This window comes from Alteromonas sp. AWM4_230, from assembly GCF_056158305.1.
On the sequence record NZ_JBSWTB010000001.1, the window covers coordinates 1,324,943 to 1,349,015 of the forward strand.

At 45.9% G+C, this 24,073-nt stretch carries 21 protein-coding genes; 9 read left to right on the forward strand and 12 right to left on the reverse strand.

All coding sequences use genetic code 11. The features are described 5' to 3' along the window. Positions 1-26 precede the first annotated feature (26 nt). The 11 genes from ACXACS_RS05660 to ACXACS_RS05710 form a co-directional block, all read right to left on the reverse strand. Positions 27-1,829, reverse strand: coding sequence for an insulinase family protein (locus ACXACS_RS05660; protein WP_474805015.1), 1,803 nt, complete (start codon positions 1,827-1,829; stop codon positions 27-29). A gap of 87 nt (positions 1,830-1,916) precedes the next feature. Then, positions 1,917-3,077, reverse strand: coding sequence for a pyrroloquinoline quinone biosynthesis protein PqqE (pqqE, locus tag ACXACS_RS05665; protein ID WP_474805017.1), 1,161 nt, complete (start codon positions 3,075-3,077; stop codon positions 1,917-1,919). After that, entirely contained in the window at positions 3,067-3,471 is a 405-nt protein-coding gene (gene pqqD / locus ACXACS_RS05670; protein WP_474805019.1) for a pyrroloquinoline quinone biosynthesis peptide chaperone PqqD, read from the reverse strand. Before pqqD ends, pqqE begins: the two co-directional genes overlap by 11 nt. Next, positions 3,471-4,226, reverse strand: coding sequence for a pyrroloquinoline-quinone synthase PqqC (gene pqqC / locus ACXACS_RS05675; RefSeq protein ID WP_474805021.1), 756 nt, complete (start codon positions 4,224-4,226; stop codon positions 3,471-3,473). The genes pqqD and pqqC overlap by 1 nt, the downstream gene beginning before the upstream one ends. Before the next feature lie 2 nt (positions 4,227-4,228). Beyond that, positions 4,229-5,149 (reverse strand): pyrroloquinoline quinone biosynthesis protein PqqB, encoded by a 921-nt coding sequence (pqqB, locus tag ACXACS_RS05680; RefSeq protein WP_474805023.1) that lies wholly within the window; start codon positions 5,147-5,149, stop codon positions 4,229-4,231. Between the two features lie 72 nt (positions 5,150-5,221). Further along, on the reverse strand, positions 5,222-5,293 hold the full coding sequence (gene pqqA, locus ACXACS_RS05685) for a pyrroloquinoline quinone precursor peptide PqqA (protein ID WP_071953288.1): 72 nt from the start codon (positions 5,291-5,293) through the stop codon (positions 5,222-5,224). 104 nt (positions 5,294-5,397) lie between these two features. Further along, entirely contained in the window at positions 5,398-7,245 is a 1,848-nt protein-coding gene (locus ACXACS_RS05690; RefSeq protein ID WP_474805025.1) for a leucyl aminopeptidase, read from the reverse strand. Beyond that, the gene (locus tag ACXACS_RS05695; protein WP_015068005.1) at positions 7,242-8,024 is read right to left on the reverse strand and encodes an ABC transporter permease; all 783 of its coding nucleotides are present in this window, start codon (positions 8,022-8,024) and stop codon (positions 7,242-7,244) included. The genes ACXACS_RS05690 and ACXACS_RS05695 overlap by 4 nt, the downstream gene beginning before the upstream one ends. Beyond that, complete coding sequence (locus tag ACXACS_RS05700; protein WP_474805028.1) at positions 8,024-8,746, reverse strand: ATP-binding cassette domain-containing protein; 723 nt, start codon at positions 8,744-8,746, stop codon at positions 8,024-8,026. The genes ACXACS_RS05695 and ACXACS_RS05700 overlap by 1 nt, the downstream gene beginning before the upstream one ends. Next, entirely contained in the window at positions 8,737-9,720 is a 984-nt protein-coding gene (locus ACXACS_RS05705; RefSeq protein ID WP_474805029.1) for a PQQ-dependent catabolism-associated beta-propeller protein, read from the reverse strand. Before ACXACS_RS05705 ends, ACXACS_RS05700 begins: the two co-directional genes overlap by 10 nt. Then, positions 9,717-11,066, reverse strand: a complete 1,350-nt coding sequence (locus tag ACXACS_RS05710; protein WP_474805030.1) for a type 1 periplasmic-binding domain-containing protein — start codon at positions 11,064-11,066, stop codon at positions 9,717-9,719. Before ACXACS_RS05710 ends, ACXACS_RS05705 begins: the two co-directional genes overlap by 4 nt. Before the next feature lie 184 nt (positions 11,067-11,250). Here ACXACS_RS05710 and ACXACS_RS05715 point away from each other — a divergent pair, with 184 nt between their 5' ends. From ACXACS_RS05715 to ACXACS_RS05730, 4 genes are all read left to right on the forward strand, one after another. Then, positions 11,251-12,159, forward strand: coding sequence for a substrate-binding periplasmic protein (locus ACXACS_RS05715; protein ID WP_474805031.1), 909 nt, complete (start codon positions 11,251-11,253; stop codon positions 12,157-12,159). A gap of 300 nt (positions 12,160-12,459) precedes the next feature. Continuing rightward, complete coding sequence (locus ACXACS_RS05720) at positions 12,460-14,247, forward strand: PQQ-dependent methanol/ethanol family dehydrogenase (RefSeq protein WP_474805033.1); 1,788 nt, start codon at positions 12,460-12,462, stop codon at positions 14,245-14,247. Positions 14,248-14,540: 293 nt separating this feature from the next. Beyond that, on the forward strand, positions 14,541-15,038 hold the full coding sequence (pedF, locus tag ACXACS_RS05725) for a cytochrome c-550 PedF (RefSeq protein WP_014980237.1): 498 nt from the start codon (positions 14,541-14,543) through the stop codon (positions 15,036-15,038). A 167-nt stretch (positions 15,039-15,205) separates the two neighbouring features. After that, entirely contained in the window at positions 15,206-16,477 is a 1,272-nt protein-coding gene (locus tag ACXACS_RS05730; protein WP_474805035.1) for a beta-propeller fold lactonase family protein, read from the forward strand. Between the two features lie 119 nt (positions 16,478-16,596). Here the strand turns inward: ACXACS_RS05730 and ACXACS_RS05735 are convergent, their stop codons facing one another. Then, positions 16,597-17,625 carry an alpha/beta fold hydrolase gene (locus tag ACXACS_RS05735; protein ID WP_474805037.1) on the reverse strand — a complete coding sequence of 343 codons (1,029 nt, stop codon included), beginning with the start codon at positions 17,623-17,625 and terminating at the stop codon, positions 16,597-16,599. Positions 17,626-18,292: 667 nt separating this feature from the next. Between ACXACS_RS05735 and ACXACS_RS05740 the strand changes: the two genes are divergently transcribed. The 5 genes from ACXACS_RS05740 (at position 18,293) to ACXACS_RS05760 (ending at position 23,864) form a co-directional block, all read left to right on the forward strand. Beyond that, positions 18,293-19,567 carry a hypothetical protein gene (locus tag ACXACS_RS05740; protein ID WP_474809212.1) on the forward strand — a complete coding sequence of 425 codons (1,275 nt, stop codon included), beginning with the start codon at positions 18,293-18,295 and terminating at the stop codon, positions 19,565-19,567. Between the two features lie 162 nt (positions 19,568-19,729). Next, a complete protein-coding gene (locus ACXACS_RS05745; RefSeq protein ID WP_474805039.1) occupies positions 19,730-21,037 on the forward strand; it encodes an ABC transporter substrate-binding protein in 1,308 nt (435 codons plus the stop codon). A 67-nt stretch (positions 21,038-21,104) separates the two neighbouring features. Beyond that, the gene (locus tag ACXACS_RS05750) at positions 21,105-21,977 is read left to right on the forward strand and encodes a carbohydrate ABC transporter permease (RefSeq protein WP_071952603.1); all 873 of its coding nucleotides are present in this window, start codon (positions 21,105-21,107) and stop codon (positions 21,975-21,977) included. Between the two features lie 3 nt (positions 21,978-21,980). Next, on the forward strand, positions 21,981-22,811 hold the full coding sequence (locus tag ACXACS_RS05755) for a carbohydrate ABC transporter permease (protein WP_474805041.1): 831 nt from the start codon (positions 21,981-21,983) through the stop codon (positions 22,809-22,811). Positions 22,812-22,823: 12 nt separating this feature from the next. Further along, complete coding sequence (locus tag ACXACS_RS05760) at positions 22,824-23,864, forward strand: ABC transporter ATP-binding protein (RefSeq protein ID WP_474805043.1); 1,041 nt, start codon at positions 22,824-22,826, stop codon at positions 23,862-23,864. The last annotated feature ends 209 nt before the right edge of the window (positions 23,865-24,073 follow it).

Sequence of the window (24,073 nt, forward strand, 5' to 3'; positions counted from 1 at the left end):
AGTAGCAGTGTTTTTTCCTGAATTCCCTACGATAGAATCGAAAAAACCTTATGACACCAGTTTTCACGCTCTGTGATATTTGTATCGCTGGCACCAAATAGAAAAAGATTATTTTCAAAAGTCGCAGCGCCCAGTGCGTAGCATTCCCCCGAGGTTCTTGGTTGCCAGAAAAGGTGGTGTGCCAGTACCGCTTGTAGTCTTGACTGTTGATAGAATGCGATGCGATACACCCAGTGTGAGGCTGAATAACCATAAGCTGAATTTGGAGAAGTCGGCGCTAGAGTTGTTGAGAGTGATTGGATGGCAAACGGCGTTAAGTGCAAAGCAATGTGTTCAGCGTTAAAGCGTTTTAAATTGGTGGTATTGTTGGCGAGTGGCCGCAATAAACGTGGAAGTGCAGGCAAGTGCTCTAACCCAACAAAATGTTGGTATTTAGAGACAAGACGCGGCATTAAAAGTGACTGGTCGCTATTGGAAGCGCTGGCCTGCGCGGAAAAGCCTTTACGTGCCTTTCTAATCCGCTCGCGAACGATTGACTTTTCAGGTGAAGGTAGAGCCCGCAAATAGGAGAGCGATACCTTATTAGCACTCGCCAAATAAGCGCTTTTGGTGGCACAATCTTTGGCGGCACGCCCGTTCAAAGACAACCCATTCGTTAGTTGCGCAAAATAGCGAATAGCCGCCCCCACACCTTCTGCGTGTTTATCAGTGTTTGCCATCGGGTTTGAAGGCGCGATATCTAATGAGGCGAGACACGTGGATACCACATTTTTTAGTCGTCGCAGCCTTTTATCATAATCATCGCTCACGAGCTTGTGTGTCAGATGTTGTGAAAGCTTTGGAAGTGCTTCTATCGAAAACTCTCTTGCTTCTTCTTTAATCGCTTCTTTTGTGACGAGGCGAATTGCGAATTTACCTTGTTGATTAATTTCGGGGTCAATAAATAAGGTGTTTTCAGGGCCTACTACAGTGTTAAGCGTTGCCTCTTGCTTCTGTAAACCATTTAGAAAGCACTGAGGAAACCACCAGGTTAAGACATGGCTTATTGATTCATTTTTGCCATTTATTGTTTGTGCATCAAGAGAGGCTTCTTTGTCTGAATATGAGTGTTCGCGTTGAGGTGGGTGCTGATTCAGAGGGGCGTCTCTGTTCAGGGGTGGACCTTCGCTTAAAGCCGCTTTCTCGCTCAGGTTTTTTTCAGCCCTCAAGGCTGTTTTTTCGCTCAAGGCTGTTTCCGAGCTCAAGGCTGTAACCACCTCTTTGCACTGTTCAAATAATAGGGTTGAATCGCTGTAAACCAGCGTAGTGATATTGTTTGGCTGATACCACTGGCGTTTGTAGTCTTGAAGCGCTTGAATACTGTTGCTGCCTATGGTTTGTGTAAAACCACCTGCGTGTTGATAGGCATCTTTATCGGTATCGGCTAATCGAATAGCGGCGTTTAACGCATAGTCGCTGTTTGCCTCTAACATGGCGAGCTCTTTAAAAATAACCCCGTCACGCTCCAAAGTAACCTCATCGGTACCGTAATCCCGGTTAAGCAGGCCACAGTACAGGTAATGTATAGCATCAAGCAGTACATTCGCTTTATCAGACGAGGCGAAAAAGAAGGTGTACTGGGCGAGCGTGGTAGCGTTAATAGTGACGGGCAGAAGTGTATTGGCCGTAAAAAGCTCGTGGGCAGCGGGGTAGTGGTGAGAGCGTCGAAAACTCATGTGCTCAGCTAAATGAGACAACCCAGTGTGGCCTGCTGCAGGGGTTTTTAGCGCAAAAACGACGCTATGCACTTTTGACCCAGAGCCGGCATCAATGAAATGAAATTCAGACATACACTTTTATCATAACGGGTTAACAGTCTCTCTTACCACTTAGCGCTCACCATTTCGTACTCGCCACATAGTATTTATCCCAAACACTTAGCTTGATGTATTTACTTCTAGAATGGGAATCGGCTTTTCCACCTTCCGATACTGTAGTGCCTTCGACGGTGCAGTACCTGCTTTATCGGTAATGTCTTTCATCAAATGGTGATCGGGCGACTTACTGCAAACCGGATCCGTCTTATACATATCACCTGTTAGTAGGTAGGCCTGACATCGGCAGCCGCCAAAGTCTTTATCTTTTTCATCGCAGTCCCTACAGGGCGAAGGCATCCAGCTATCGCCACGGAAATGATTAAAGCTAAAGTCTTGGTGCCAAATATCGTGCAACGAGCGTTCTTTCACATTAGGAAAACGAAGGGGCAATATTTTTGCACTGTGACACGGAAGGGCACTGCCATCTGGCGTTACGGTTAAAAACGTTGTGCCCCAGCCATTCATGCACGCCTTAGGGCGAGATTCGTAGTAGTCGGGCGACACAAATATGAAGGTTGGGCCTTTACCGTTTTGTTGCGCGCGGTAGCGGTTCACTGCGGTCTCAGCTTCCTGTAATTGCTGTGACGTAGGCAGCAAATGGTCTCTATTTTCATAGGCCCAGCCGTAATACTGTACGGTAGCTAGCTCGACAAAATCAGCGTTCAGCTGCTCGCTGAGCGCCATCACGTCTTCTATTTCGTGAATGTTCTGCGCGGTAATACAGAAGTTAAGCACCATAGGGTAGTTGTATTGTTTTACCAGCTTCGCAATTTTAAGTTTTTGTTCAAATGAGTGACGCTTGTTGCCTATTAAGTCGTTGACTTCAGCATTGGCTGCCTGAAAGCTCAGCTGAATGTGGTCAAGGCCGGCTTCTTTGAGCTTGGCAATACGTTTTTCTGTCATGCCAATGCCAGAGGTGATCAAGTTGGTGTAAAACCCCAAAGCCCGCGCATAAGCGACTAAGTGCTCTAAGTCTTTTCGAAGCAATGGCTCACCGCCAGAAAAGCCCAATTGCACGGCGCCCATTTCCCGCGCTTCACGCAGCACACGCTCCCAATGCTCAGTAGAGAGCTCATTAAATGTTTCTTCCATGTTTACTGGGTTTGAGCAATATGGGCAATGCAATGGGCACTGATAGGTAATTTCGGCTAGGAGCCACAGCGGAGGCGTTATGCTATTTTGTACGTCGGTTTGTAAATCAACGTCTGTATTATTCGTCATAGCGGATCCACTTCTTTTGCTCGGCATGGACTAGAAATGCATGAACATCTTCTTCTAAGTCATCGGGTGCATCTGGAAACGCTTGGCGAAGTTCAGCACAAATGGCATTTTCCGTATTGCTTCCATCTACTCGCTTAAGAATTTCTGCCGCAGAAGGGTTAAGTTTGATCATTCCTTCTGGGAACAACAAAACATAACAACCCTGAGCTTTCTCGTACTGCATACGAAAAAGCGGATTTAAAGAAGCTATTTTGTCTCTTGTGCGGCCGCCCTCGTTGCTGTGATTGCTGCTATTTTCAATGTTGTCTTCCGGGTTATTTGAACCAATGTCATCAGCACCGACGCTATCAGCATCTAAGTGGTGTTCGGTTTGCGATTGTAAATTCGACATCATTAAAACCTCCCTTTATGGCACACCCGTTGGTCGGCAATCCCATCAAACGGCTTTCTCTTATATTCATAGGCAAAGCAGATGGCATCAGCAATGCTCCACAAAATATCAATTTTGAACTGCAGTATATTGAGCGCACGTTCTTGCTGTTGTCGGGTAATAAAGTGGTCAAGGGTAATCTGCAGGCCATGCTCTACATCACGGCGCGCCTGACTTAACCGCATTTGAAAGTAGGTAAAGCCTTCACTATCAATCCATGTATAGTGCCCAGGCCAGGTATCTAATCGGCTTTGATGTATTTCAGGGGCAAACATTTCAGTTAGCGATGAGCAGGCTGCCTCTTCCCACGATGCACGGCGGGCAAAATTCACATAGGCATTCACGGCAAACTTAACTGCAGGCAACAGATGGGTCTCATCAAGTAATTCACTGCGGTTTAAGCCTACCGCTTCGCCTAACCGCAACCAGGCTTCTATACCGCCCAGTCCGTCTTCACCTTGCCGTCCATCGTGATCAATAATTCGTTGGATCCAGGTTCTGCGTACCGACTGGTCTTCGCAATTCGCTAAAATGGCCGCGTCTTTAACTGGTATCGCCATTTGATAATACAGTCGGTTGGCCACCCAGCCCTGAATCTCATCAACGCTGCAGTGTCCTTCATTCATACGTTTATGAAAGGGATGATGAATATGGTAGTAAGCGCCTTTTTCTCTCAGTTTTTGTTCGAATTCTTGTCTAGACCATGCGTGTTCTGTCATTGCTACACCTCAATTTCCATACCGTCGTAAGCCAATTCAATACCTTGCTCACACAGGCTGTGATAAGCACTGGAGTCTTCGTCAAGCACGCGATTTGTGTTGTTGATATGAATAAGCACTTTACGCTCGACGTTAAATTCATTTAAAAGCGCTATGGCTCCGCCTTTTCCATTAACCGGCATGTGGCCCATATCCGTGCCCAGCTTGTTGCTGAAACCGTGATCTATCATTTCTTCATTGGCCCACAGCGTACCGTCAAATAGCACGCAGTGAGATTCGCGCATCACCTGTTTTACTGTGTCGTTTGCCTGCATACATCCCGGCGCGTAAAAAAGCACGTTGCCCGTGGTGTCGTCAGTTATCTTCAGGCCGATATTGTTGCCCGGCACAATGTTGTCGCGATACGTCGAATAAGGGGGCGCATTAGACTCTAATACCACCGGTTGGAAAGTCAGCCCTTCTGCCCCTTTTGGTACAAACTGTTGATGATAATCGGTATTAATTGAATGCTGCTGTAGTCCGCCGTGCCAGTGATTTAATACGGTAAAAAGGGGGAAGCTGGTGGTTAGGTCTTCGGCCACAACATCGGTACAATAAACGGGAAGGGGTAAGCCTTCGCGCAATGTTAGCAGGCCTGTAGTATGGTCTATTTGACTGTCGGTAAGCACAATTGCGCTTATGCGTGTGCCGCGAGACACATGGGCGTCGGGCCACAGCTGCGGGTGGCTATTTATCTGCTCCCTTAAATCGGGGGAGGCATTAATGAGAACCCAATTTTTACCATCGCTACTGACAGCAATGCTCGACTGTGTTCTGCCTTTCGCCTTTATTTTACCTTCCCGTAAACCCTTACAATTTGGGCAGTGACAATTCCATTGCGGAAATCCACCCCCGGCGGCAGCACCAAGAATCAATACGTGCATAACAACTCCATACTACAAGTAAAAAAAGGCTGCATCGGCAGCCTTTTTGTTCATCATCCCAGAGGGCGTTGCCTAGCGGTTATTGATGTAAAGAGTTACTTCAAAACCAAGGCGCATTTCTGTGTATTGGGGTTTAGTCCACATAGTTGTTCCTCTTCTTTATGATTAAACGCATGACTGAGTATATGTTGAATATGTGTTAACAGATATCCTCCTAAGGGAGGAGAACTGTCATGAATTTTGATGATTTATTGATTATTTTTGATAGCGCAGCGGCTTAAATAAGATAAGAGTAAAGGAATAGGGCGGCCGGTTGCCGATAACGATTTGGTGTAGGTAAAAGCGGTTCCTGCTACATCGAGGTGAGCCCATGGTGTGCCTTCAGCAAATCGAGAGAGAAAGCAGCCTGCCGATATAGCACCGGGAGAGTTTATGCCCGTATTCATCATATCCGCGTGTTGAGAGGTAATGGCGTCTTGATATTCTGGCCAAAGTGGGAAAGGCCAGCACCTGTCGTTAGCCTGTTCACCCGCTTCAACTAACGCATTTTCAAGCGCTGGAGCGTTGCTAAAAAGCGCAGTGGCTTTGTGCCCCAGTGCGCTAATAGCCGCGCCGGTTAGCGTTGCAACATCAATAATAACCGAAGGGGAGAATTGTCTCGCGTAGCTGATTGCATCAGCCATGAGCATACGCCCCTCAGCATCGGTGCTCATGACTTCCACGGTTTTTCCTGAGTGCATAGTAATGATGTCACCCGGGCGATAGGCTTTGCCGTCAATGGCATTGTCGGCGCTTGCCACAATACCAATAATATTTAGATCTAACCCCAGTGTGGCAACCGCCTGAATAACGGCCAATACGCAGCCGGCGCCAGCCATGTCGTAAATCATATGGCGCATATCGGGGCTGCGTTTTAGCGTTATGCCGCCGCTGTCAAACGTTACGCCTTTGCCAATTAACACTACCGGCGGTGAATTCTCTAAACCTTTGGCTGTGTAGCGAAGAATAGGCATGGTGGCAGCGAACTGTGAACCTGCGTTTACCGCTAAATACCCGCTCATGCCTAACTGCTTTAGCGTGCTTTCATTGAGTATATCGCAAGACACCGTATTAAAGGTTTGCGCCAGATGCTGAGCTTGTTCGGCCAGATAATCTGGCGTACATAAGTTGGCTGGCATGTGGGCGAGGTCTTTAGCCCAGGTCATCGCGTCATTAAGGGCTGATTCATAGCGCATAGTGTGTGAAACGAGACGCTTTTGCGCGTTATTAAAATGCTTGGCATCTAATGCAAGAGACAGCGAGCCCCTAATATCAAGTGCTTGGTTAATCGCTTGATTAATTGCTTCAATATTTGCGTTGTTGTTGTCATTGAGAGGCTGACTGTTGGAAACCGATCGATTATTCGTTTTGTAGCCTTTAAAGTGATAGCCCTGTTTGAAATAGCTTCTAAGTAGCGCACTTAGAAACTGTGAATGGCTCGCAACGAAATTAACAGGATCACTGCTTGCCGTTTCATAGGTAGAAAGCGCCATTAACGACAGCTTTTCCAAGGTTACCGACATGCTTTTAAGCTTTTTAAATAATGCATCGAACTGCTGTTCTACGTAGCGAAATGCTGGCGCGTTAGTTTGCTTCAAGTCACTAGTGCTTTTCGAATTAAACGCGGAGTTTGAATCGCTAGCGTAGCTTGAGCGGTTGACTATGGAGGGGGCATTAGTTTTAGATAAAGTCGAGGCACGGCTAGAGACGTTGGGTGCATCTGACGCTTCAAAAAACGCAAAATCGACACCATAAAACAGCATTCGTTTTACTTCAGCTAATTGTTGGCTAATTTTGTTTTGTCCGCTGTTTTCAGTGTCTGGGATGTAACTTGTTTTAAACGCCTTAAGGCCTTGTACGAATATACATTCGCCTTTATTTCCTGCAAAACCTTCATCGTCAAAAACCTGCTCAATGTATGTCTTAGCGGGTGTTGAAAAGTGAAAGAGTTGGCTCGCTAATAACTCGGGCGTAGTTAAAATAAGTAAGCAGTCACTATCTTCTAACGCTTCAACTTTATTGCTTTCATTACCCCAGGCTAGATTTGCTTTTATCACGAGAAGCGCCCTTTTGAGGCTTTGGGGCGAAAGCTTCTCACAGCGAAAATAAAAGTGATAGCCGTAAGGCAAAGTACAACGGCAAGCGCGTTGTGTTCGAGTTTTTCATAGAGCGCGAATCGCAGTAATTCTACGCCGCTACTAAAGGGGTTAAAGGCGCAAATCTGATACAGCCATTCGCTGGCCTCACGCATTTTCCAAAGCGGGTATAGGGCGCTTGATAGAAAGAACAACGGGAAAATGACAAAATTCATTACCCCGGCAAAGTTCTCTAGCTGCTTAATATAGTTTGCCAGTAATAATCCTAACGAACCTAAAAACAATGACAGTAGCGCGATAACAGGCAACGCATAAACGTATCCCAACGCAGATAGGCGTACATCTAGTAAAAGCGCAAAGGCAAAGAAGATGTACACCTGAATAGCGCTTACCAAAGTGTTGGCTATAAGCTTGCTGCCTAGCAGAAAAGGGCGGGGAACTGGGCTTAACAGCAGTACTTTCATGCTGCCCATTTCTCTGTCGTACACCATGGACAATGAACTTTGCATACTATTAAAAAGCACAATCATGGCGGCAAGCCCAGGTACAATATACTCTTCGTATAAAATATAACTCTCGTACGGCTCGGTCATTGAAAGACCCAGGGCCGAACGAAACCCTGCGGCAAAAACAAATAGCCAAAGCAGCGGGCGCACCAATGCACTTAACAGGCGTGTACGTTGCTGCCAGAACTTCAGCATCTCTCGGGTAAGTACGCCCACAAAACAGCGCCAATACATCAGGAGCCTTCCTGCATCAAATGCTGCCAAAGGTGTTCAATATCTTGTTGATGATACTTGGCTAACAAGGCTTCACATTGGTCGTGGGCTAACACTCGTCCTTTTGATAAGACTATCAAGTTGTTTTTGTGCTTCACTTCTTCAAATAAATGCGTGGCCCACAGTACACTTACGTTTTGGGAATGAGCGAGTGCTTGTACTACCCGCAAAATAAGGTGACGGGATTCTATATCTAAGCCAACGGTAGGCTCGTCTAGTAGCAGCAAGGATGGCTTGTGAATAAGGCAGCGAGCTAACTCGACCCGACGTCTGTGCCCGCCATTTAAGTTGCGAATTTTTGTGTTGAGCTTACTCGTAAGATCGAGCTCGTCGAGCAGGCCATGAATATGAGATAGCGCGCTAGCGGTAGTTATGCCGTGGAGCGAAGCAAAGTAGGACAAATTTTGTTTTACTGATAAGTCGATATCTAAGGTACTTTGCTGAAATACCACGCCCATTTTCGCCATAATACTTGTGCGAGATTGAGACAGGGTAGCACCATCAAAGGTAATACTGCCTTGCGTGAGTTTTTGAAGGCCCGTAATAAGCGCAAATAAGGTACTTTTGCCTGCGCCATTTGGCCCAAGCAGCATGGTTAAGCCAGGTTTTAGGCAAAGGTTTATATTGTCCAGCGCGTGGTGGCCGCCGTACTGATGTGAAACTGCTTGAACCGCTATTTCCATTTAACCGCCACGCCCCAAGGGTAACGCCCCACTTTTACCGTATGCTCTACGTTTAACGTGTGGGTATTGATGACAGAAACATCACCGCTCACACCGTTAGTGGTCAGCAATAAAGACTGATCTTGATTAAACGCTAGTTGCCACACTCGTCGCCCAACCAAAATGTAGTCTTCCACTTCGAAGGTATCGGTATTGATGACCGCTATGCGATTCGCTGGGCCAAGCGCCACGAAGGCGTAGGGCTTATCTTTCATAAGCACAATACCCACTGGCTGAACCTTGTCGCGATAAACGCCTTTAATGGCAAAGGAAAGGGTCTTCACTTTTTGCTTAGTAGTAGTATCGAAAATACTAACGGTGCCACCTATTTCCGAGCTTACCCAAAGGTACTTGTCATCTTTGGTAAAGTGAGCATCTCTGGGTCTTGCATCAACTAAGCTATTTGCAATATTTTCATGCGTTTTGGTATCTATCCAGTGCACCATGTTAGTGGTTTCTGATGTGACGACCATCATGCTGCCGTCGTGACTCACAGCCAGCCCCTCAGGCTCTACGCCCACATCTATCTGAGAAATGACCTGAGCCGTTGGAATGTCGATAACAGTAAGAAGGGCATCGTCTTCATTAGCTGTGTAAATAGTGGTGCCGTTAGGATGTAATGCTATGGTTTCAGGATCTGCACCTGAGGGAAGATCGCCGACTATGGAATGGGTAGACAAATCCATAATTTGAATGCGATCAGCATCAGAGGCACAGATATACGCGTGGGACTGGTCCGCACTCAAAATAAACCCTCGGGGTCGCTCTCCAACCTCGATAGTTTCAATCACATCAAATGTCGTCATATCAATGACAGATAGCGTGTTGTCTTTTTCGTTAGTGACATACGCTTGAGGAAGTGCAAAGGCTTGAGGAAGTGCTAAGGCAAAGGCTGCCATTAAACTGCCAAGCAAGAGGGCAAAGCGATAGCTCATAACTTGTCCTTACAGGTAGTGTGTGTTGCGCCTAATGTGTCCAGTTCGTTGGTTTGGTGCAAAAAGCCTTCAAGGGGCGCATGAGTCACCAATGCGTCTTCGTGGGCCAGCGCAATAGGCTGACGAAATTGGTGGGTGTAGGGGCGAATAGAAAGAGGGCGGCCTTTATAGGCACCCAGCGTGTAGTGGTCGCTAAGCAAGGTTTTAAGTATTCCCTGCTGCGTTAAATCGCTTCCTTGCTGCGCAGCATTTGCCACCGCCGCTACCGCAAGATACGCGGCGAAGTCGACTTCATTCATGTGTCTGTTAAACCCGTCGTTAAAACGGCTTTGAAGCTGACGGGCGCCCCATTGTTCGTGGGTAAAGTGCCAACCTAGTGCTTTTAGGCCGGCAGCGCCTACCACAGGTACGGGATAATAGGTGTTAAAGGGTAGGCTATACGCGAATTGCGCCGCGCTATCGGCGGTAAAAACTGCCTGATAGGTTTCTGTTGTTCGCGTAAATTGAGGAATTTCAGCAAAGGCAGCCCTGCGTAAATCAAAACTGTCCTGCCACTGTTTAGTTTCAACAAGTGAAAGCTTAAATTTTTTAGCGCTGCGTTTAAACGCGGCTAGGTATGCAGCATCGTCAGCGGTTTTTCCGTAAACTGCAAATATCTCGTCAATACGCTTAGTGCGAAACCACTGGGCTAGCGCGTCGGCTTTCATCTGATAACTGGGGATCGTATGAAACAAAGGCAGGCGACATGAATTTTGTCTCAGCAAATCATCGCTATTAGCTACGTTAAAAAATACGGCATTAGGAAGCGTGCTTTGAATATTGGCAATCAACGGCTCAATTGAGGCAGCCTTTACCTTATCACTGCTTCGCATGTCCAGTAGTACAACGGGTGCAATGTTGCCTTGCTGATTGCTGCTTATTTCTTTGTGATTTGTGTTAGCACTTGAAGCAGAGTGCTGGCGTGTTTTAGCTAAAGAAGCTTGCAGTTCGCTGATAGAAGGTACACTGATTTTAGTTAACTCAAACTGATAACCAAGAAACTTTCCCGTGATATTGGCATCCTTTATCGCCACACTTGCACCAGCTGTCCCCTCATTGCTGGGGGACTTTAAATAGTCTGGTGTGCCTGGTGGAGATGTGCCCGCAACTTTTATGTAAATGACCACAATAGTGGCAAAAGAGGCCTGTGGTGCAGCTTGTTGGGCCTGAGAAGATTGCTCTTCATTAAATGCGAGCGCGCTGTTTAAAAACGACAACAGAACGCAGCAAAAAAGTGACGCTACACACTTTTGATAGCGCTTACCGGTTAATCGTTTTTTAACCGTGCTTTTTACACCCTTTGCCATATACCACCCCGAGCTCAGCTGCATGCTTTTGCTGATATCTGTTTGTCTGACATAAGGGTATATGGCAATTTTCCCGAAGAACATCCTCCTAAAGGAGGAATGCTATGGCGCTAAAGTAGCATTAGTAAAATCACGCTAACCCCTTAGTATGCTTAAGAAGTTCGATTGAATAAGTGGGTAAGCTGTGCAGTTAGTTAAACCTTTTCGAGTTATTTTCATTTTACTCTGCCTGATAACGGGTTCTGCGCTTTCTGCGTTCGGGGAAGCGAGGTCGTTAGACGATATTAAAGACAGCGGTTTAATTAGAATTGCGGTGTACACCGACTATCCTCCATTTTCATTTATTGAAAACGACAGCCCCACAGGTATTGATATTGATATCGCTCGTGAAATCGCGAGCGCCCTTGATGTTGAGCTAGAACTGATATGGATGACACCAGGTGAAACGACAGAGGACGATTTCAGAAATTACCTATGGAAGGGCCATATAATTCATCGCATCAAGGCTGATGTGATGATGCGCGCGCCTTACGACCCAAGCTTTTCTCAAAAACGTGACGACGTGGGCTTGTTGGTTAATGAGCTCGTTCATATGTTTGCCCCCTATCAGCGTGAAAGCTGGCAAATCATTCATAACACGCAAACCTTGCCCGAAGTGGAAACCATGGGCATGTTTCAGTATCACACGATTGGGGCGGAAATAGACAGCATTCCCCACTTTTACTTAACGTCAGCGTTTGGCGGCCGATTGCGAGAAAAAACATCGCACTATGGCTCAAACGCAGAAGCGTTTGACGCGATGAAAGCGGGAACCGTCGAAGCGGTAATGGGATTGCGCTCGCAAATATCCTACCTCAGTCAGTTTGTTGATAATGAGCAATATCGCCTTGCAAGCAACGCGTTTCCGCTTATTGGAAAGCAAAAGTGGGATATAGGACTTGCTGTTCATACTAATTATCGCGCGCTAGGCTATGAAATTGGTGATGTAATTACGCGAATGGTGGTCGAGGGCGATATGCAACGGCTATTTGAGAAATACAAAACCATTTATGAGATGCCGCCCTATTTTGCGGGGCAAGAGCGTTCAGATTAAGATAATTCAGTATAAAAGCATCTGACCAATAGCATTCAGCGCGATAGTACTTTAGGCAATAACTCTATGACCAACCGCCTTCTTACCTCTAGCGCCGTCATCAGTAACGCTTTACTTTAAAAAGACGTGAAAGCATAAAGGCATTGATCAAAAGGGAAAATAGCCCTTCATTCCTCCTCCTAAAGGAGGAGTCAAATCACTCCGCTGTTGCATAGGCATCGACATCCCCCCTAGCTATGCTAATCCTAACGAATAGTCTGAAACAGACCATTTATGGCCTACATGCAACTAGGAACCGTTATGAATAATAATATGCCAATTAAAAAACTTGCCCTATCTATGCTGGTTTGTGCAAGTGCGTTAACTCCTGTCCATGCTGTTGTCACCGACAAAGATATTCAAAATGACCACGTTACCACTGACGACGTAGTGACGTATGGAATGGGCCTGAAAGCTCAGCGCTATAGCCCGCTAACCGCCATTAACCGCGATACAGTAGAAGAAGTGCGTCCCGTGTGGGCGTTCTCATTAGGTGGTGAAAAGCAGCGAGGGCAAGAATCGCAGCCTCTGGTAAAAGATGGTGTGATGTATGTAACCGGATCTTACTCTCGTGTGTGGGCCATCGATGCGAGAACGGGTGAAGAATTATGGCAATATGAGGCGCGTTTGCCAGACGGCATTATGCCTTGCTGTGACGTTATAAACCGTGGCGTTGCGCTTTACGATAATCTGGTCATATTTGGCACCTTGGACGCCAAGCTAGTAGCACTGGATAAAGACACGGGCAAAACCGTTTGGAAGAAAAAAGTTGAAGACTACCGAGCGGGCTACGCCATTACTGCAGCGCCTATTGTTGTTGACGGAAAAGTCATTACAGGCATCTCCGGTGGTGAATTCGGTATCGTCGGTAAAGTGTATGCTTACGACGCGAAGTCTGGCAAACAGCTATGGGTTAGACCTACCGTTGAAGGGCACATGGGGTACTTATGGAAAGACGGTAAGAAAACCGAAAATGGAATTTCAGGCGGCGCGCCAGGCAAAACATGGCCTGCTGATTTATGGAAAACCGGTGGTGCAGCAACCTGGCTAGGCGGCACTTACGACTCAGATACAGGCTTGCTATTCTTCGGTACGGGTAACCCTGCACCGTGGAACTCTCACCTACGTCCGGGCGATAACTACTTCTCGTCGTCGCGCTTAGCTATCGACCCTAATACAGGAAAAATTGTTTGGCACTTCCAAACCACGCCGCACGATGGCTGGGACTTCGATGGCGTAAACGAGCTTATCTCGTTTGACTACAAGGAAAACGGCAAGACAGTGAAAGCGGCGGCAACCGCCGACAGAAACGGCTTTTTCTACGTCCTTAACCGCGAAAACGGTGACTTCATTCGCGGCTTTCCGTTTGTTGATAAATTAAACTGGGCAAAGGGGCTAGATGAAAAAGGTCGACCTATCTACATTGAAGAAAATCGTCCAGGAAGCCCAGCGCAATCAGCCGATGGTAAACAAGGTGCACAGGTCGTAGCGCGTCCTGCGTTCTTAGGTGGTAAAAACTGGATGCCAATGGCCTATTCAAAGGATACTGAACTCTTTTATGTGCCTTCAAACGAATGGGAAATGGATATCTGGAACGAGCCTACCTCTTACAAGAAAGGTGCAGCGTACCTAGGTGCGGGTTTCACCATCAAATCAGTGAATGAGGACTTTATCGGTGTGCTTAAAGCGATTGACCCTAAAACAGGTAAAACCGTTTGGCGCTACAACAACTTCTCTCCACTTTGGGGCGGTGTGTTAACTACAGGTGGTGGTTTGGTTTGGACCGGTAACCCTGAAGGTTATCTTATGGCCTTTGACGACAAAACTGGCGAAATGGTTTACAAGTTCCAAACTGGCTCAGGTATTGTTGGCTCTCCAGTGACATGGGAAATGGATGGTGAGCAGTACATCTCTGTACTATCAGGATGGGGCGGCGCAGTGCCATTATGGGGCGGTGAAGTTGCAAAACGCGTGAAGCACTTCAACCAAGGCGGCACAGTGTGGACGTTTAAATTGCCCAAGCGCTATCAGCAGGTGGCAAAAAACTAATCTTAGCTGAGCAGTAAATAGTGATTAATACATGGCCAGCGCCTACGTGCGCTGGCCTTTTTTCATCACCTATTCATTAACCTGTTGCAAGGTAAGTCTTTATCATTCTTATGGACGTTATTTCGACTCTGACTTTAGCTCTGACGTTGAAGCAGCTACGGTAAAGCTTGCGCTTTCAGAGGCTATCATTGTGGACTCCTACCAAAGGAGGAGCCTTTCGAAACCAAAGTAGAGTTACCCCTTATTTCCTCGTACGTATACTTAATTCATAGTCTTTTGAGGATGTATGAATTATGAAAACAAAAATATCGATGTTGTTTGCGGCACTCGTGGTAACTGGCTTGTCTGGCCACGTGTTTGCACATGGAAATGTTATCCCTCAAGGAGCAGATAGCTCAGCTATGCCGCCAATCACTGATGGCGATGAGTCTGAAAATGGCTGGGTGTTTGAAAACCCATATCGAAGCCTTGATGAAGAAACCAAAACGAAGGTCATCAAGTTTGGTGAGTCAGCTTATGCAAATAACTGTGCAGGTTGTCACGGCTTGCACGCGCAGTCTGGCGGAATAAACCCAGACCTTCGTGAACTCGACCCAGAAAGCTTTGAAGACGACGAATGGTTCGTTGAGCGCTTGCGTTTTGGCTCGGCGAAAGGCATGCCCGCACTTGGCGGTATTCCTGAAGGTCAAACCGATCCTATCCTAGATCAAGAAACACTTTGGGCTATTAAAACCTACGTTGAAGCACGTCGTGTTGTCGCTATTGAAGAGGGTGAGATAGAAGCAGATTAAGGTGACTGCTACACCTTTTTCGCCGGGTTAACGTCGAGTTGCCCGGCGCTTTTCGTTTTAGCGTGATTTTCGTACAACTTGGCTGTTTCTATTGCAATAGTGTCGGTAACTTAGCAGCATGGTGTTTGTGTTTACCGTTTAAAATGCTCTCTTCAATTGGAAACCTAATGACCACGTCAATTGCTCGCTCTTTTTGTGTCATCACGTTAATCACTTCTCCTATGTTGTGGAGTTCGTCCTATGCCAAAGCGACACAAGTCGCGTCTCCATCAGATGGGAACGAAACAGTAAAAAGCGCTTCGTTATTAGAAAATAAAGCGCCGCTTATCCCTATGGTCACCTATCCGGTAGATAACAAGCCTCTGCCTCGATTTAGCGTTGATGCAAGTTGGCCATCGTTGCCAGAAACCTGGATGTTAGGGCAGGTGTCGGGTCTTTCTATCGATAAATATGATCACGTGTGGATATTGCAGCGTCCCAACTCTCTGGGTAAAACCGATACAGGGCTTGTTGCAACACCTCCTACTGCGGTGTGTTGTGAACCAGCCCCCCATGTTATTCGTTTTACGCCCGATGGCGAGGTAGCTACAGCATGGGGCGGTGAAAACAATGCGCCTACGATTGACGGTGTAAACCAATGGCCGGTAAACGTACACGGGCTGTATGTTGATGAGAATGACACGGTTTGGTTAGCTGGCAACGGCAAAGATGACCATGTGTCTGTGGGTTTTACTTTTGATGGCGAGTTTGTGAAAGGCATAGGTAGGCGAGGGCAGACCAACGGCAATATGGACCTGCATACTTTGGGTAACCCCGCAGATATGTTCATGGACAGTACACACAACGAGTTAGTGATTGCAGATGGCTATATCAATGCGCGCATTGCAAGTTTTGATGTTGAGAAAGAGAAGGCCACTCACGTGCTTGGTGCTTATGGAGAAAAGCCATTAGGGCCCACTCGCGAAGGAGATTTCGATCAGTCCCAAGCTACTCAGCCGCAAAAGCAGGGAATAGACCCGGAAAATCCTTTGTTTGGGAATATCGTGCATTGTATAAATCAAGACCGCGACGAATTTATTTATGTATGTGACCGTCGAAACAACCGCCTTCAAATATTTAAACGGGAAAAAAGCGGAGATATCCGCTTTGTAAAAAACTTTGCCGTACGGCCAGAAACCGGGGGGTTAGGTACAGCAACTGATGTGGCATTTTCACCCGACGGAAAATACTTTTACGTTGCCGACATGATGAATGGGCGTATTTGGATTTACGATAGAAAATCTCATGAAAAGCTAGGTTCGATAGGTAAAAACGGCCGCTATCCAGGTCAATTTATTTGGCTACACAGTATTGATACCGATAGCGAAGGAAACTTGTACACCACCGAAGTTAATACGGGTAGACGAGTTCAAAAGCTGGTATTTCAGGGCGTTAAATAACGCCCTTTTATAACAGTAATGAACCGTTATCGGATTTGGGCGCAAAGGCAAAGAAAAATACCTTAATGCGCCCCAGAAATTTACTATCGGTTTTCTAGAAAGTAATGACTACGTGGAAATTAGTCATGTAATGCGTCTAAAAATGGCACCTTAAATCGCTCAAAAGCTTCAATGTGGGGCAGGTGCCCTAACCCTTCTAATTCAACAACATGGATGTTTGAATTGCGTGCTTTTACTTCATTGCCTAACCTGTCGTAGCGACCTAACTCTCTACTTACGTCGTCATGTTTATTAGCACTACCAGGCGCTGTGCGATCGCGGGTACCTAATAATAGTGTGGTTGGCAGGGTTAAACTATCAAACTCTTCAATAACTGGTTGCGTGAATATCATATCGTAGGTTAGGGCATTAACGCGCGCTAGCGTTTGCCAGTCTGGGCCGTTTATCCACCCTTGTAAAAACTCGGCATGCTCGGCATATGTGTTGTTCCACGCCCCATCATAATAGTTTTTTGTTTGATAATTAACGATCATCTCTGGCGTTTTCTTAAGCTCACTTTGGTATACCGTTTCAATGTCGGTGTAACTTTCATACAGCAAGTAGTTTTCTAAACCTATGGGGTTTATCAAAATAAGGCTTTCGCTTGTGTCGGGGGAAAGCAATGCAAATCGCGTAGCTAACATGCCGCCCATGGAGTGCCCTACAATAATACTTTTTTCGATGTTTAAAGACTGCATCAATTGTCGCGTATTGTTCGCAAGCGTGGCAAAACTGTATTGATATTGTGTAGGTTTAGACGATTTTCCAAAGCCTATTTGTTCGGGTATAAGCACACCATAGCCCTGGCTTTGCAGAAGGCGAGCTGTACTTTCCCAATAAGAGCCGTTGAAATTTTTGCCGTGAAAAAGTGTTACAACCGGCTTGTCTTTTTTAGGGGGCAAAAACATATAAGCCATTTCAAGATCGATCCCCTGTGAAGAGAAGCTAAACATTTTTACATCGAATGGATATTTCACCGTGCTTAAGCGTTTATCAAATGCGGGGCGGGCTAGCGAATTGGCGTCGGTTCCCAGTGCAAGAGAGACGTGTGAAAAGAGTAGCAATGACAGCATGCCATGAATTAGCAATACCTTTACATTTTTGAGCATAAATCACCTTCTGGCCGGATCAAAAGCGGAACGAGCCCAGTATGGCATACCCGCTTTTATCTACCCACTCATCCTCGCCTAGACACGACAACAGTACAAAATTTAGCGATGCTTCCCGATAATCTCAATATGGTGCAAATGCTCTTGCATTGTTCTTTTGATTATTCTTGCTTTATTTTTTCAATATTTGTAATCAAAAATAACCCTTTTGATAGCCTTTAAAGGTAAGGTTGTGTAAAAAGTGATTTTACTTTTTATTAAATTTTGAAAATTTACAATTAAAGTTAACAATTTAAAGCTCTTTAATATCAATTGCTTGTGATGTTTTCGCTATGCATTGATAAAAACTTGTTAATTTTTTGGTTGACGGGGGGTAACAAACAGTGGTCATATTCTCTCATGTTGAGCATTTGATCTTTATGTGAGCATTTGGGTTTTGGTGATGTTTTCCCGATTTCTCCAAGATACGAAGACTCTTCAAAAATTACACTCCACACAATTACGAAAGAATAATAGAGGGTTCACAATGGGACTAGATACAACGAAACACGTGACGCAATCAACTAAGTTCGCTAAACGCGCATCTTTAAGTCTGATCGCTGCCGCTGTATTGGCGGCCACCGTGCCAACGTTAGGTATGGCGCAAGAGCTAAGCCAAGAAAAGCCGATGTACGTACCACCTAGTGAACCCAATGAATTTCTTGATGGACGAGTGCAAGTTAACTTCTTAGCTATGCAGAACTACCAAGCTATCCAAGCCAAAGATGGTGCGTTTCGCCCAGAAGATGAAACTCAGTCTGACGGATTCGGACGCCTTCGCGTTAACTTAATGTTTAAGTTCAAAATTACCGAAAACATAACTGCCGATATTGATATCGCAGAAGAGCCAAATGACTTCGGTAATAATGGCGACAGAGACTTCTCATTCCACCAAGATTTTGCCGGTGTCGAGTTTGATATGTTTGGACTGACTGGCTATGAAAAAGAGAACGCTAGCCTTATTCTGCGTGTGGGCAACATAGGTGCTTCTCCTTTCCAGTTTAAAGGTTTCCAAGACGGTGCGGACAACCAAGGTAACGCACTTATCGGTAACGGCATTAACGACTACGCCACTGCCGAAAACGGTATTCAGCTAAGCTACACCGAAACCTTCGATAGCGGCATTCTTCGCTCTTACAATGTGGCTGGTCACATGACTACGTCAAGCTTTGGTGAAGCTTTTCAGGAAGATCGCGGCTACAACTACCGTTTGCAAGGTACCTTGGAATTTGAAGGTGGCTTTAAAGCCGGTCTTAACTTCTTCAATGCTAATCAAGGCGAGCAACTTGAATTCGAAAACGGTCTTGCCAGCTTAGATGGCGTTACCACTACCAACTATCGTTTTGGTGACGGTGAAAACTATAACTTTTCTGCGTCTGCCTCTAGTGAACGTGATACTCACGTAGGTGCACTACCAGGGCTTAATCAATCAATTATGCAGCTTAACTTGGCGTATCAGCCAAGTGACCAAACCAGCGTTATTTTAATGTTAGGTAAAGCAACTGATGATTATACCTTTGCAGACGTAGAAGGTAATGCTGTTGCAGGTATCACTTACTTCGGTAATGAAGGCGTGTTAGACCCAACAGGTACTACGTTCGATTCTAACCAAGTCATTGAAGCTGATTCGTCAGTTGAATACTGGGTAGTAGAAGCGCAGCAGTACATTATTCCAGAGAAGCTATATGTTGCTGCACGTTATGCAGAATCTGAAAATACGTCAGACCTTATTGAGCAAACAGATAATGAAGTTACTCGTCTACAGGTATCAGCGGGCTATTGGATCAACGACCGTACCCTTTGGAAAGTTGAATACGTAGACCAAGACGAAGGCGTTAACTCTGGCGGTCAGATTGGCGCAGGTTTCGACGGTCTAACGTCTGAAATTTCAGTTAAGTTTTAATCGCTAACCAAGTTTTAACACAAAAGGTTAGGCACTGAATTGCTTCGCTGCCTAACCACCTAACTTACTTTAATACCTCGGATTTTTTCATCCCCGCGTTAACCAAATTTGGGCGGGGAGGGGAAAGTCATATCTGATAAGAGTACAAAGGGGAGAGACCCGATGTTAAAAAAACTATCTTTAATTGTAGCCAGCGCACTAACCATTAACGCGGCGGCACAAGCAGAAACTATCACCATCGCTACCGTAAATAATGGCGATATGATCACCATGAAGTCGCTTAGCAGCGAGTTTGAGAAGCAGCACCCTGATATCGACCTCAAATGGGTAACGTTAGAAGAAAACATTCTTCGTCAGCGCGTTACTACCGACGTTGCTACTAGCGGTGGGCAGTACGATGTAATGACAATTGGCACTTATGAAGTACCAATTTGGGGCAAGCAAGGCTGGCTTACCGAACTTAACGGGCTAGGTGACGATTACGATATTGACGACTTATTGCCTGCTATTCGCAGCGGCCTTTCCGTAAACGACAAGCTTTATGCAGCGCCGTTTTATGGTGAAAGTTCAATGGTGATGTACCGCACTGACCTCATGGAAAAAGCGGGCTTAGAAATGCCAAAAGCGCCTACGTGGAGCTTTATCAAAGAAGCTGCTGCAGCAATGACTGATAAAGACGCCGGGGTATACGGCATTTGTCTTCGCGGTAAAGCTGGATGGGGCGAAAACATTGCGCTATTAACGTCAATGTCTAACTCTTTTGGTGCTCGCTGGTTCGACGAAAATTGGAAGCCGCAGTTCGACTCTAAAGCGTGGAAAGATACGCTGGAATACTACGTAGATGTGATGGAGAAATACGGTCCTCCAGGTTCTTCAGCCAATGGTTTTAACGAAAACTTAGCACTGTTCCAAACCGGTAAATGCGGCATGTGGATTGACGCTACCGTAGCGGGTGGCTTTGTTACTAATGAAAAAGACTCTGAAGTTGCCGACAAAGTAGGTTTCGCGCTTGCTCCTGATAACGGTCTAGGTAAACGTGGTAATTGGCTATGGGCTTGGACTTTAGCTATTCCATCAAGCAGTAAGAAAACCGATGCGGCGATGAAGTTCATCAGCTGGGCAACATCAAAGGGCTATTCAAACTTAGTTGCAGACAAAAAAGGGTGGGCGAATGTCCCTCCGGGCACACGTACCTCATTGTATGAGAACGACGCTTATTTAGAAGCCGCGCCGTTTGCACAAATTACCCTAGATTCGATTAATTCTGCAGACCCGAAAAAACCAACAGTAGAGCCTGTGCCCTACGTAGGTATTCAGTTTGTGGCAATTCCTGAGTTCCAAGGTATTGGTACCGCAGTAGGTCAGCAGTTTAGCGCCGCGTTAACCGGCCGAATGACGGTAGACCAAGCACTGCAAAGCTCACAGCGTTTAGTTGAACGCGCTATGCGCAAAGCGCGCTACCCAAAATAAACAGCGTTAACCACAGGGAAAGTGCTTTATTGCACTTTCCCATTTAATAATTATAAGAGGGCTAGTCATGGCGACCACACAATCTCGTACTTTAGCCAAAATCATGCTTTTTCCTTCGGTCTCTCTGCTTTTAGCATGGATGATCGTGCCTTTATGCATGACCCTTTATTTCTCGGTTTTAGACTACAACTTGCTGATGCCGGGCGATAACGAATTTATCGGCTTTCTCAACTACGAGTTCTTTTTAACTGACCCCGCGTTTATCGAGTCATTTTTTAACACCTTGCTGCTAGTAGGCGGTGTGTTGTTTATTACCATTTGCGGCGGAATTGGCTTAGCGGTTTTATTAGACCAGGCAATATGGGGGCGAAACTACGTACGTATTATGGTGCTAGCGCCATTTTTCGTTATGCCTACGGTATCTGCGCTGGTATGGAAAAACATGTTTATGAACCCAGTAAACGGTCTGTTTGCCCACTTCGCTGAGTTTATTGGCGTAACGCCTATCGACTTTTTTGCGGAACTACCTTTACTGTCAATCATCATCATTGTGTCGTGGCAGTGGCTACCGTTTGCTGCACTGATTTTACTTACGGCTATTCAATCGCTTGACCGAGAGCAGCTAGAAGCGGCAGATCTTGACGGTGCAGGCCCGTGGAGCAAGTTCGTTTATATTGTGCTACCTCACCTTTCTCGTGCGGTCACGGCGGTGATCCTCATTGAGACGATCTTCTTACTGTCTATTTTCGCTGAAATCCTAGTAACGACCAGCGGTGGCCCTGGATATTCATCGACCAACATTACTTACCTTATTTATACCCAATCGCTTTTGCAGTTTGATGTAGGCGGTGGTTCGGCAGGCGGCATCGTGGCAGTGGTTATTGCCAACATAGTCGCTATTTTCCTAATGCGCCTTATTGGCAAGAACTTAGAGGGATAAGTAATGGCGATTAAAGATACGAATAAATCAAAACTTATCTACACCTTTGCGGCGTGGACAGTAAGCGGGATGATTTTCTTCCCCATTCTTTGGACGATTATTACAAGCTTCAAAACAGAGTCAGAGGCCATTTCTGCTTCGCCTAGTTTGTTTATGTTCGATTGGACCTTAGAGAACTATGCAGAGGTGCTTTCTCGCTCTCCTTATTTCGACCATTTTATGAACTCAGTTGTGATTTCGCTTGGGGCTAGCCTTCTTGGGTTGCTTATTGCTATTCCAGCTGCTTGGTCTATGGCTTTCGTTCAAACGAAGCGCACAAAGAACCTACTTATGTGGATGCTATCGACCAAAATGCTTCCTCCTGTGGGCGTGTTAATTCCTATTTATCTGCTATTTCGCGACTTTGGATTATTAGATACACGCATTGGTTTGGTCATTGTAATGACGCTTATTAACCTGCCTATTATGGTGTGGATGCTTTATACCTACTTTAGAGAAATCCCTAATGAAATATTAGAAGCGGCACGCATGGATGGCGCGGGAATAAAGCAAGAGATCTTCCAAGTGCTGCTGCCGATAGCGCTGCCAGGCATTGCCTCAACATTATTGTTAAACGTTATTTTGGCGTGGAACGAGGCGTTTTGGACACTCATTCTTACCGCAGCTAACGCTGCGCCTTTAACCGCATTTATTGCCAGTTACTCAAGCCCAGAGGGTTTATTTTACGCAAAATTATCAGCCGCCTCAGTAATGGCCGTAGTGCCCATTCTTATTCTTGGTTGGTTTAGTCAGAAACAGTTAGTGCGCGGCTTAAGCTTCGGCGCAGTTAAATAGGAGAGCTTCAAAATGGGAAGTATTACCTTAAAACAAGTAACAAAGAGCTTCGGCGACGTCAACGTGATTAAGCCGCTGGACTTAGAAATTCGAGATGGTGAATTTATTGTATTCGTTGGGCCGTCGGGTTGCGGCAAGTCAACCTTACTTCGCATGATTGCCGGCCTTGAAGATACCACAAGTGGTACTATCGAAATCGATAACCAAGACGCAACTGACATGCCGCCCGCCCAGCGTGGTTTGGCTATGGTGTTTCAATCTTATGCCCTTTACCCTCATATGTCGGTAAGAAACAACATTGCGTTTCCGCTAAAACAAGCGAAAGTAGACCCTGCAATCATTGAGCAGAAAATTGAAAAAGCGGCGAAAATGCTTAACCTTACCGATTACCTTGACCGTAAACCAGGTCAGCTTTCGGGCGGACAGCGCCAGCGTGTTGCTATTGGACGTGCTATAGTACGCCAGCCTTCAGCGTTCTTGTTTGATGAGCCGCTTTCGAACTTAGATGCATCACTTCGCGTTAATATGCGCCTAGAAATATCTGAACTTCATAAAAGCTTAGATACCACCATGATTTATGTTACTCACGATCAAGTTGAAGCCATGACCATGGCCGACCGTATTGCGGTATTTAATGGCGGTATTATTGAACAAGTGGGTACGCCTTTAGAGCTTTATCAAAAGCCAGTAAACCAGTTCGTGGCAGGTTTTATCGGTTCACCAAAAATGAACTTTATTAGCGTAGATGCAAAAACGGGTGACCCGACGTGCAGCTTGGGCGTGCGCCCAGAGCACTTCAGAATTACCGAAGAAAAAGGCCTGTGGACCGGTAGAGTTGGCGTGATTGAACACTTAGGGTCCGAAACCTTTTTGCATGTTCATGTTGACGGTGCCGGTACGTTAACAGTGAAAGCTGATGGGGATTGTAAAGTCGCTTACGGAGACACCATTAACCTAACGGTTGCCGAGGAAAAAATTATGCACTTCGACAAAGATGGCGTAACCATCCCCGAGTTGTCTTGGGGAGAAAAAACGTCGTCTTCTGCGGCTTAGTTGCATTGTTGACGCGTTGAACACAAGGTATCAATGAGCGCATAGCAAGTACACTATTAGGTTCTCAACATTAGTTAATAGTGTACTTCTTTGCCGTTAGGACATTAGCGCTCACCGGAAAGACAGAACATAGATAGCATGTTTTAAACCAAGATTTAGTCAGTAACCGTAGCAAGGTATGGAAGGCATATCTGGCAAACAACGGGCAA

Bases quoted from the DNA above. Each gene is read 5' to 3' on its own strand.
- pqqC (WP_474805021.1), bottom strand. From the start codon at position 4,226: ATGACAGAACACGCATGGTCTAGACAAGAATTCGAACAAAAACTGAGA.
- ACXACS_RS05705 (WP_474805029.1), bottom strand. From the start codon at position 9,720: ATGAGCTATCGCTTTGCCCTCTTGCTTGGCAGTTTAATGGCAGCCTTT.
- pqqB (WP_474805023.1), bottom strand. From the start codon at position 5,149: ATGCACGTATTGATTCTTGGTGCTGCCGCCGGGGGTGGATTTCCGCAA.
- pqqE (WP_474805017.1), bottom strand. From the start codon at position 3,077: ATGACGAATAATACAGACGTTGATTTACAAACCGACGTACAAAATAGC.
- ACXACS_RS05700 (WP_474805028.1), bottom strand. From the start codon at position 8,746: ATGGAAATAGCGGTTCAAGCAGTTTCACATCAGTACGGCGGCCACCAC.
- ACXACS_RS05695 (WP_015068005.1), bottom strand. From the start codon at position 8,024: ATGTATTGGCGCTGTTTTGTGGGCGTACTTACCCGAGAGATGCTGAAG.
- ACXACS_RS05750 (WP_071952603.1), top strand. From the start codon at position 21,105: ATGGCGACCACACAATCTCGTACTTTAGCCAAAATCATGCTTTTTCCT.
- ACXACS_RS05760 (WP_474805043.1), top strand. From the start codon at position 22,824: ATGGGAAGTATTACCTTAAAACAAGTAACAAAGAGCTTCGGCGACGTC.
- pedF (WP_014980237.1), top strand. From the start codon at position 14,541: ATGAAAACAAAAATATCGATGTTGTTTGCGGCACTCGTGGTAACTGGC.
- ACXACS_RS05730 (WP_474805035.1), top strand. From the start codon at position 15,206: ATGACCACGTCAATTGCTCGCTCTTTTTGTGTCATCACGTTAATCACT.
- ACXACS_RS05720 (WP_474805033.1), top strand. From the start codon at position 12,460: ATGAATAATAATATGCCAATTAAAAAACTTGCCCTATCTATGCTGGTT.
- ACXACS_RS05710 (WP_474805030.1), bottom strand. From the start codon at position 11,066: ATGGCAAAGGGTGTAAAAAGCACGGTTAAAAAACGATTAACCGGTAAG.
- ACXACS_RS05755 (WP_474805041.1), top strand. From the start codon at position 21,981: ATGGCGATTAAAGATACGAATAAATCAAAACTTATCTACACCTTTGCG.
- ACXACS_RS05660 (WP_474805015.1), bottom strand. From the start codon at position 1,829: ATGTCTGAATTTCATTTCATTGATGCCGGCTCTGGGTCAAAAGTGCAT.
- ACXACS_RS05745 (WP_474805039.1), top strand. From the start codon at position 19,730: ATGTTAAAAAAACTATCTTTAATTGTAGCCAGCGCACTAACCATTAAC.
- ACXACS_RS05740 (WP_474809212.1), top strand. From the start codon at position 18,293: ATGTACGTACCACCTAGTGAACCCAATGAATTTCTTGATGGACGAGTG.
- ACXACS_RS05735 (WP_474805037.1), bottom strand. From the start codon at position 17,625: ATGCTCAAAAATGTAAAGGTATTGCTAATTCATGGCATGCTGTCATTG.
- pqqD (WP_474805019.1), bottom strand. From the start codon at position 3,471: ATGATGTCGAATTTACAATCGCAAACCGAACACCACTTAGATGCTGAT.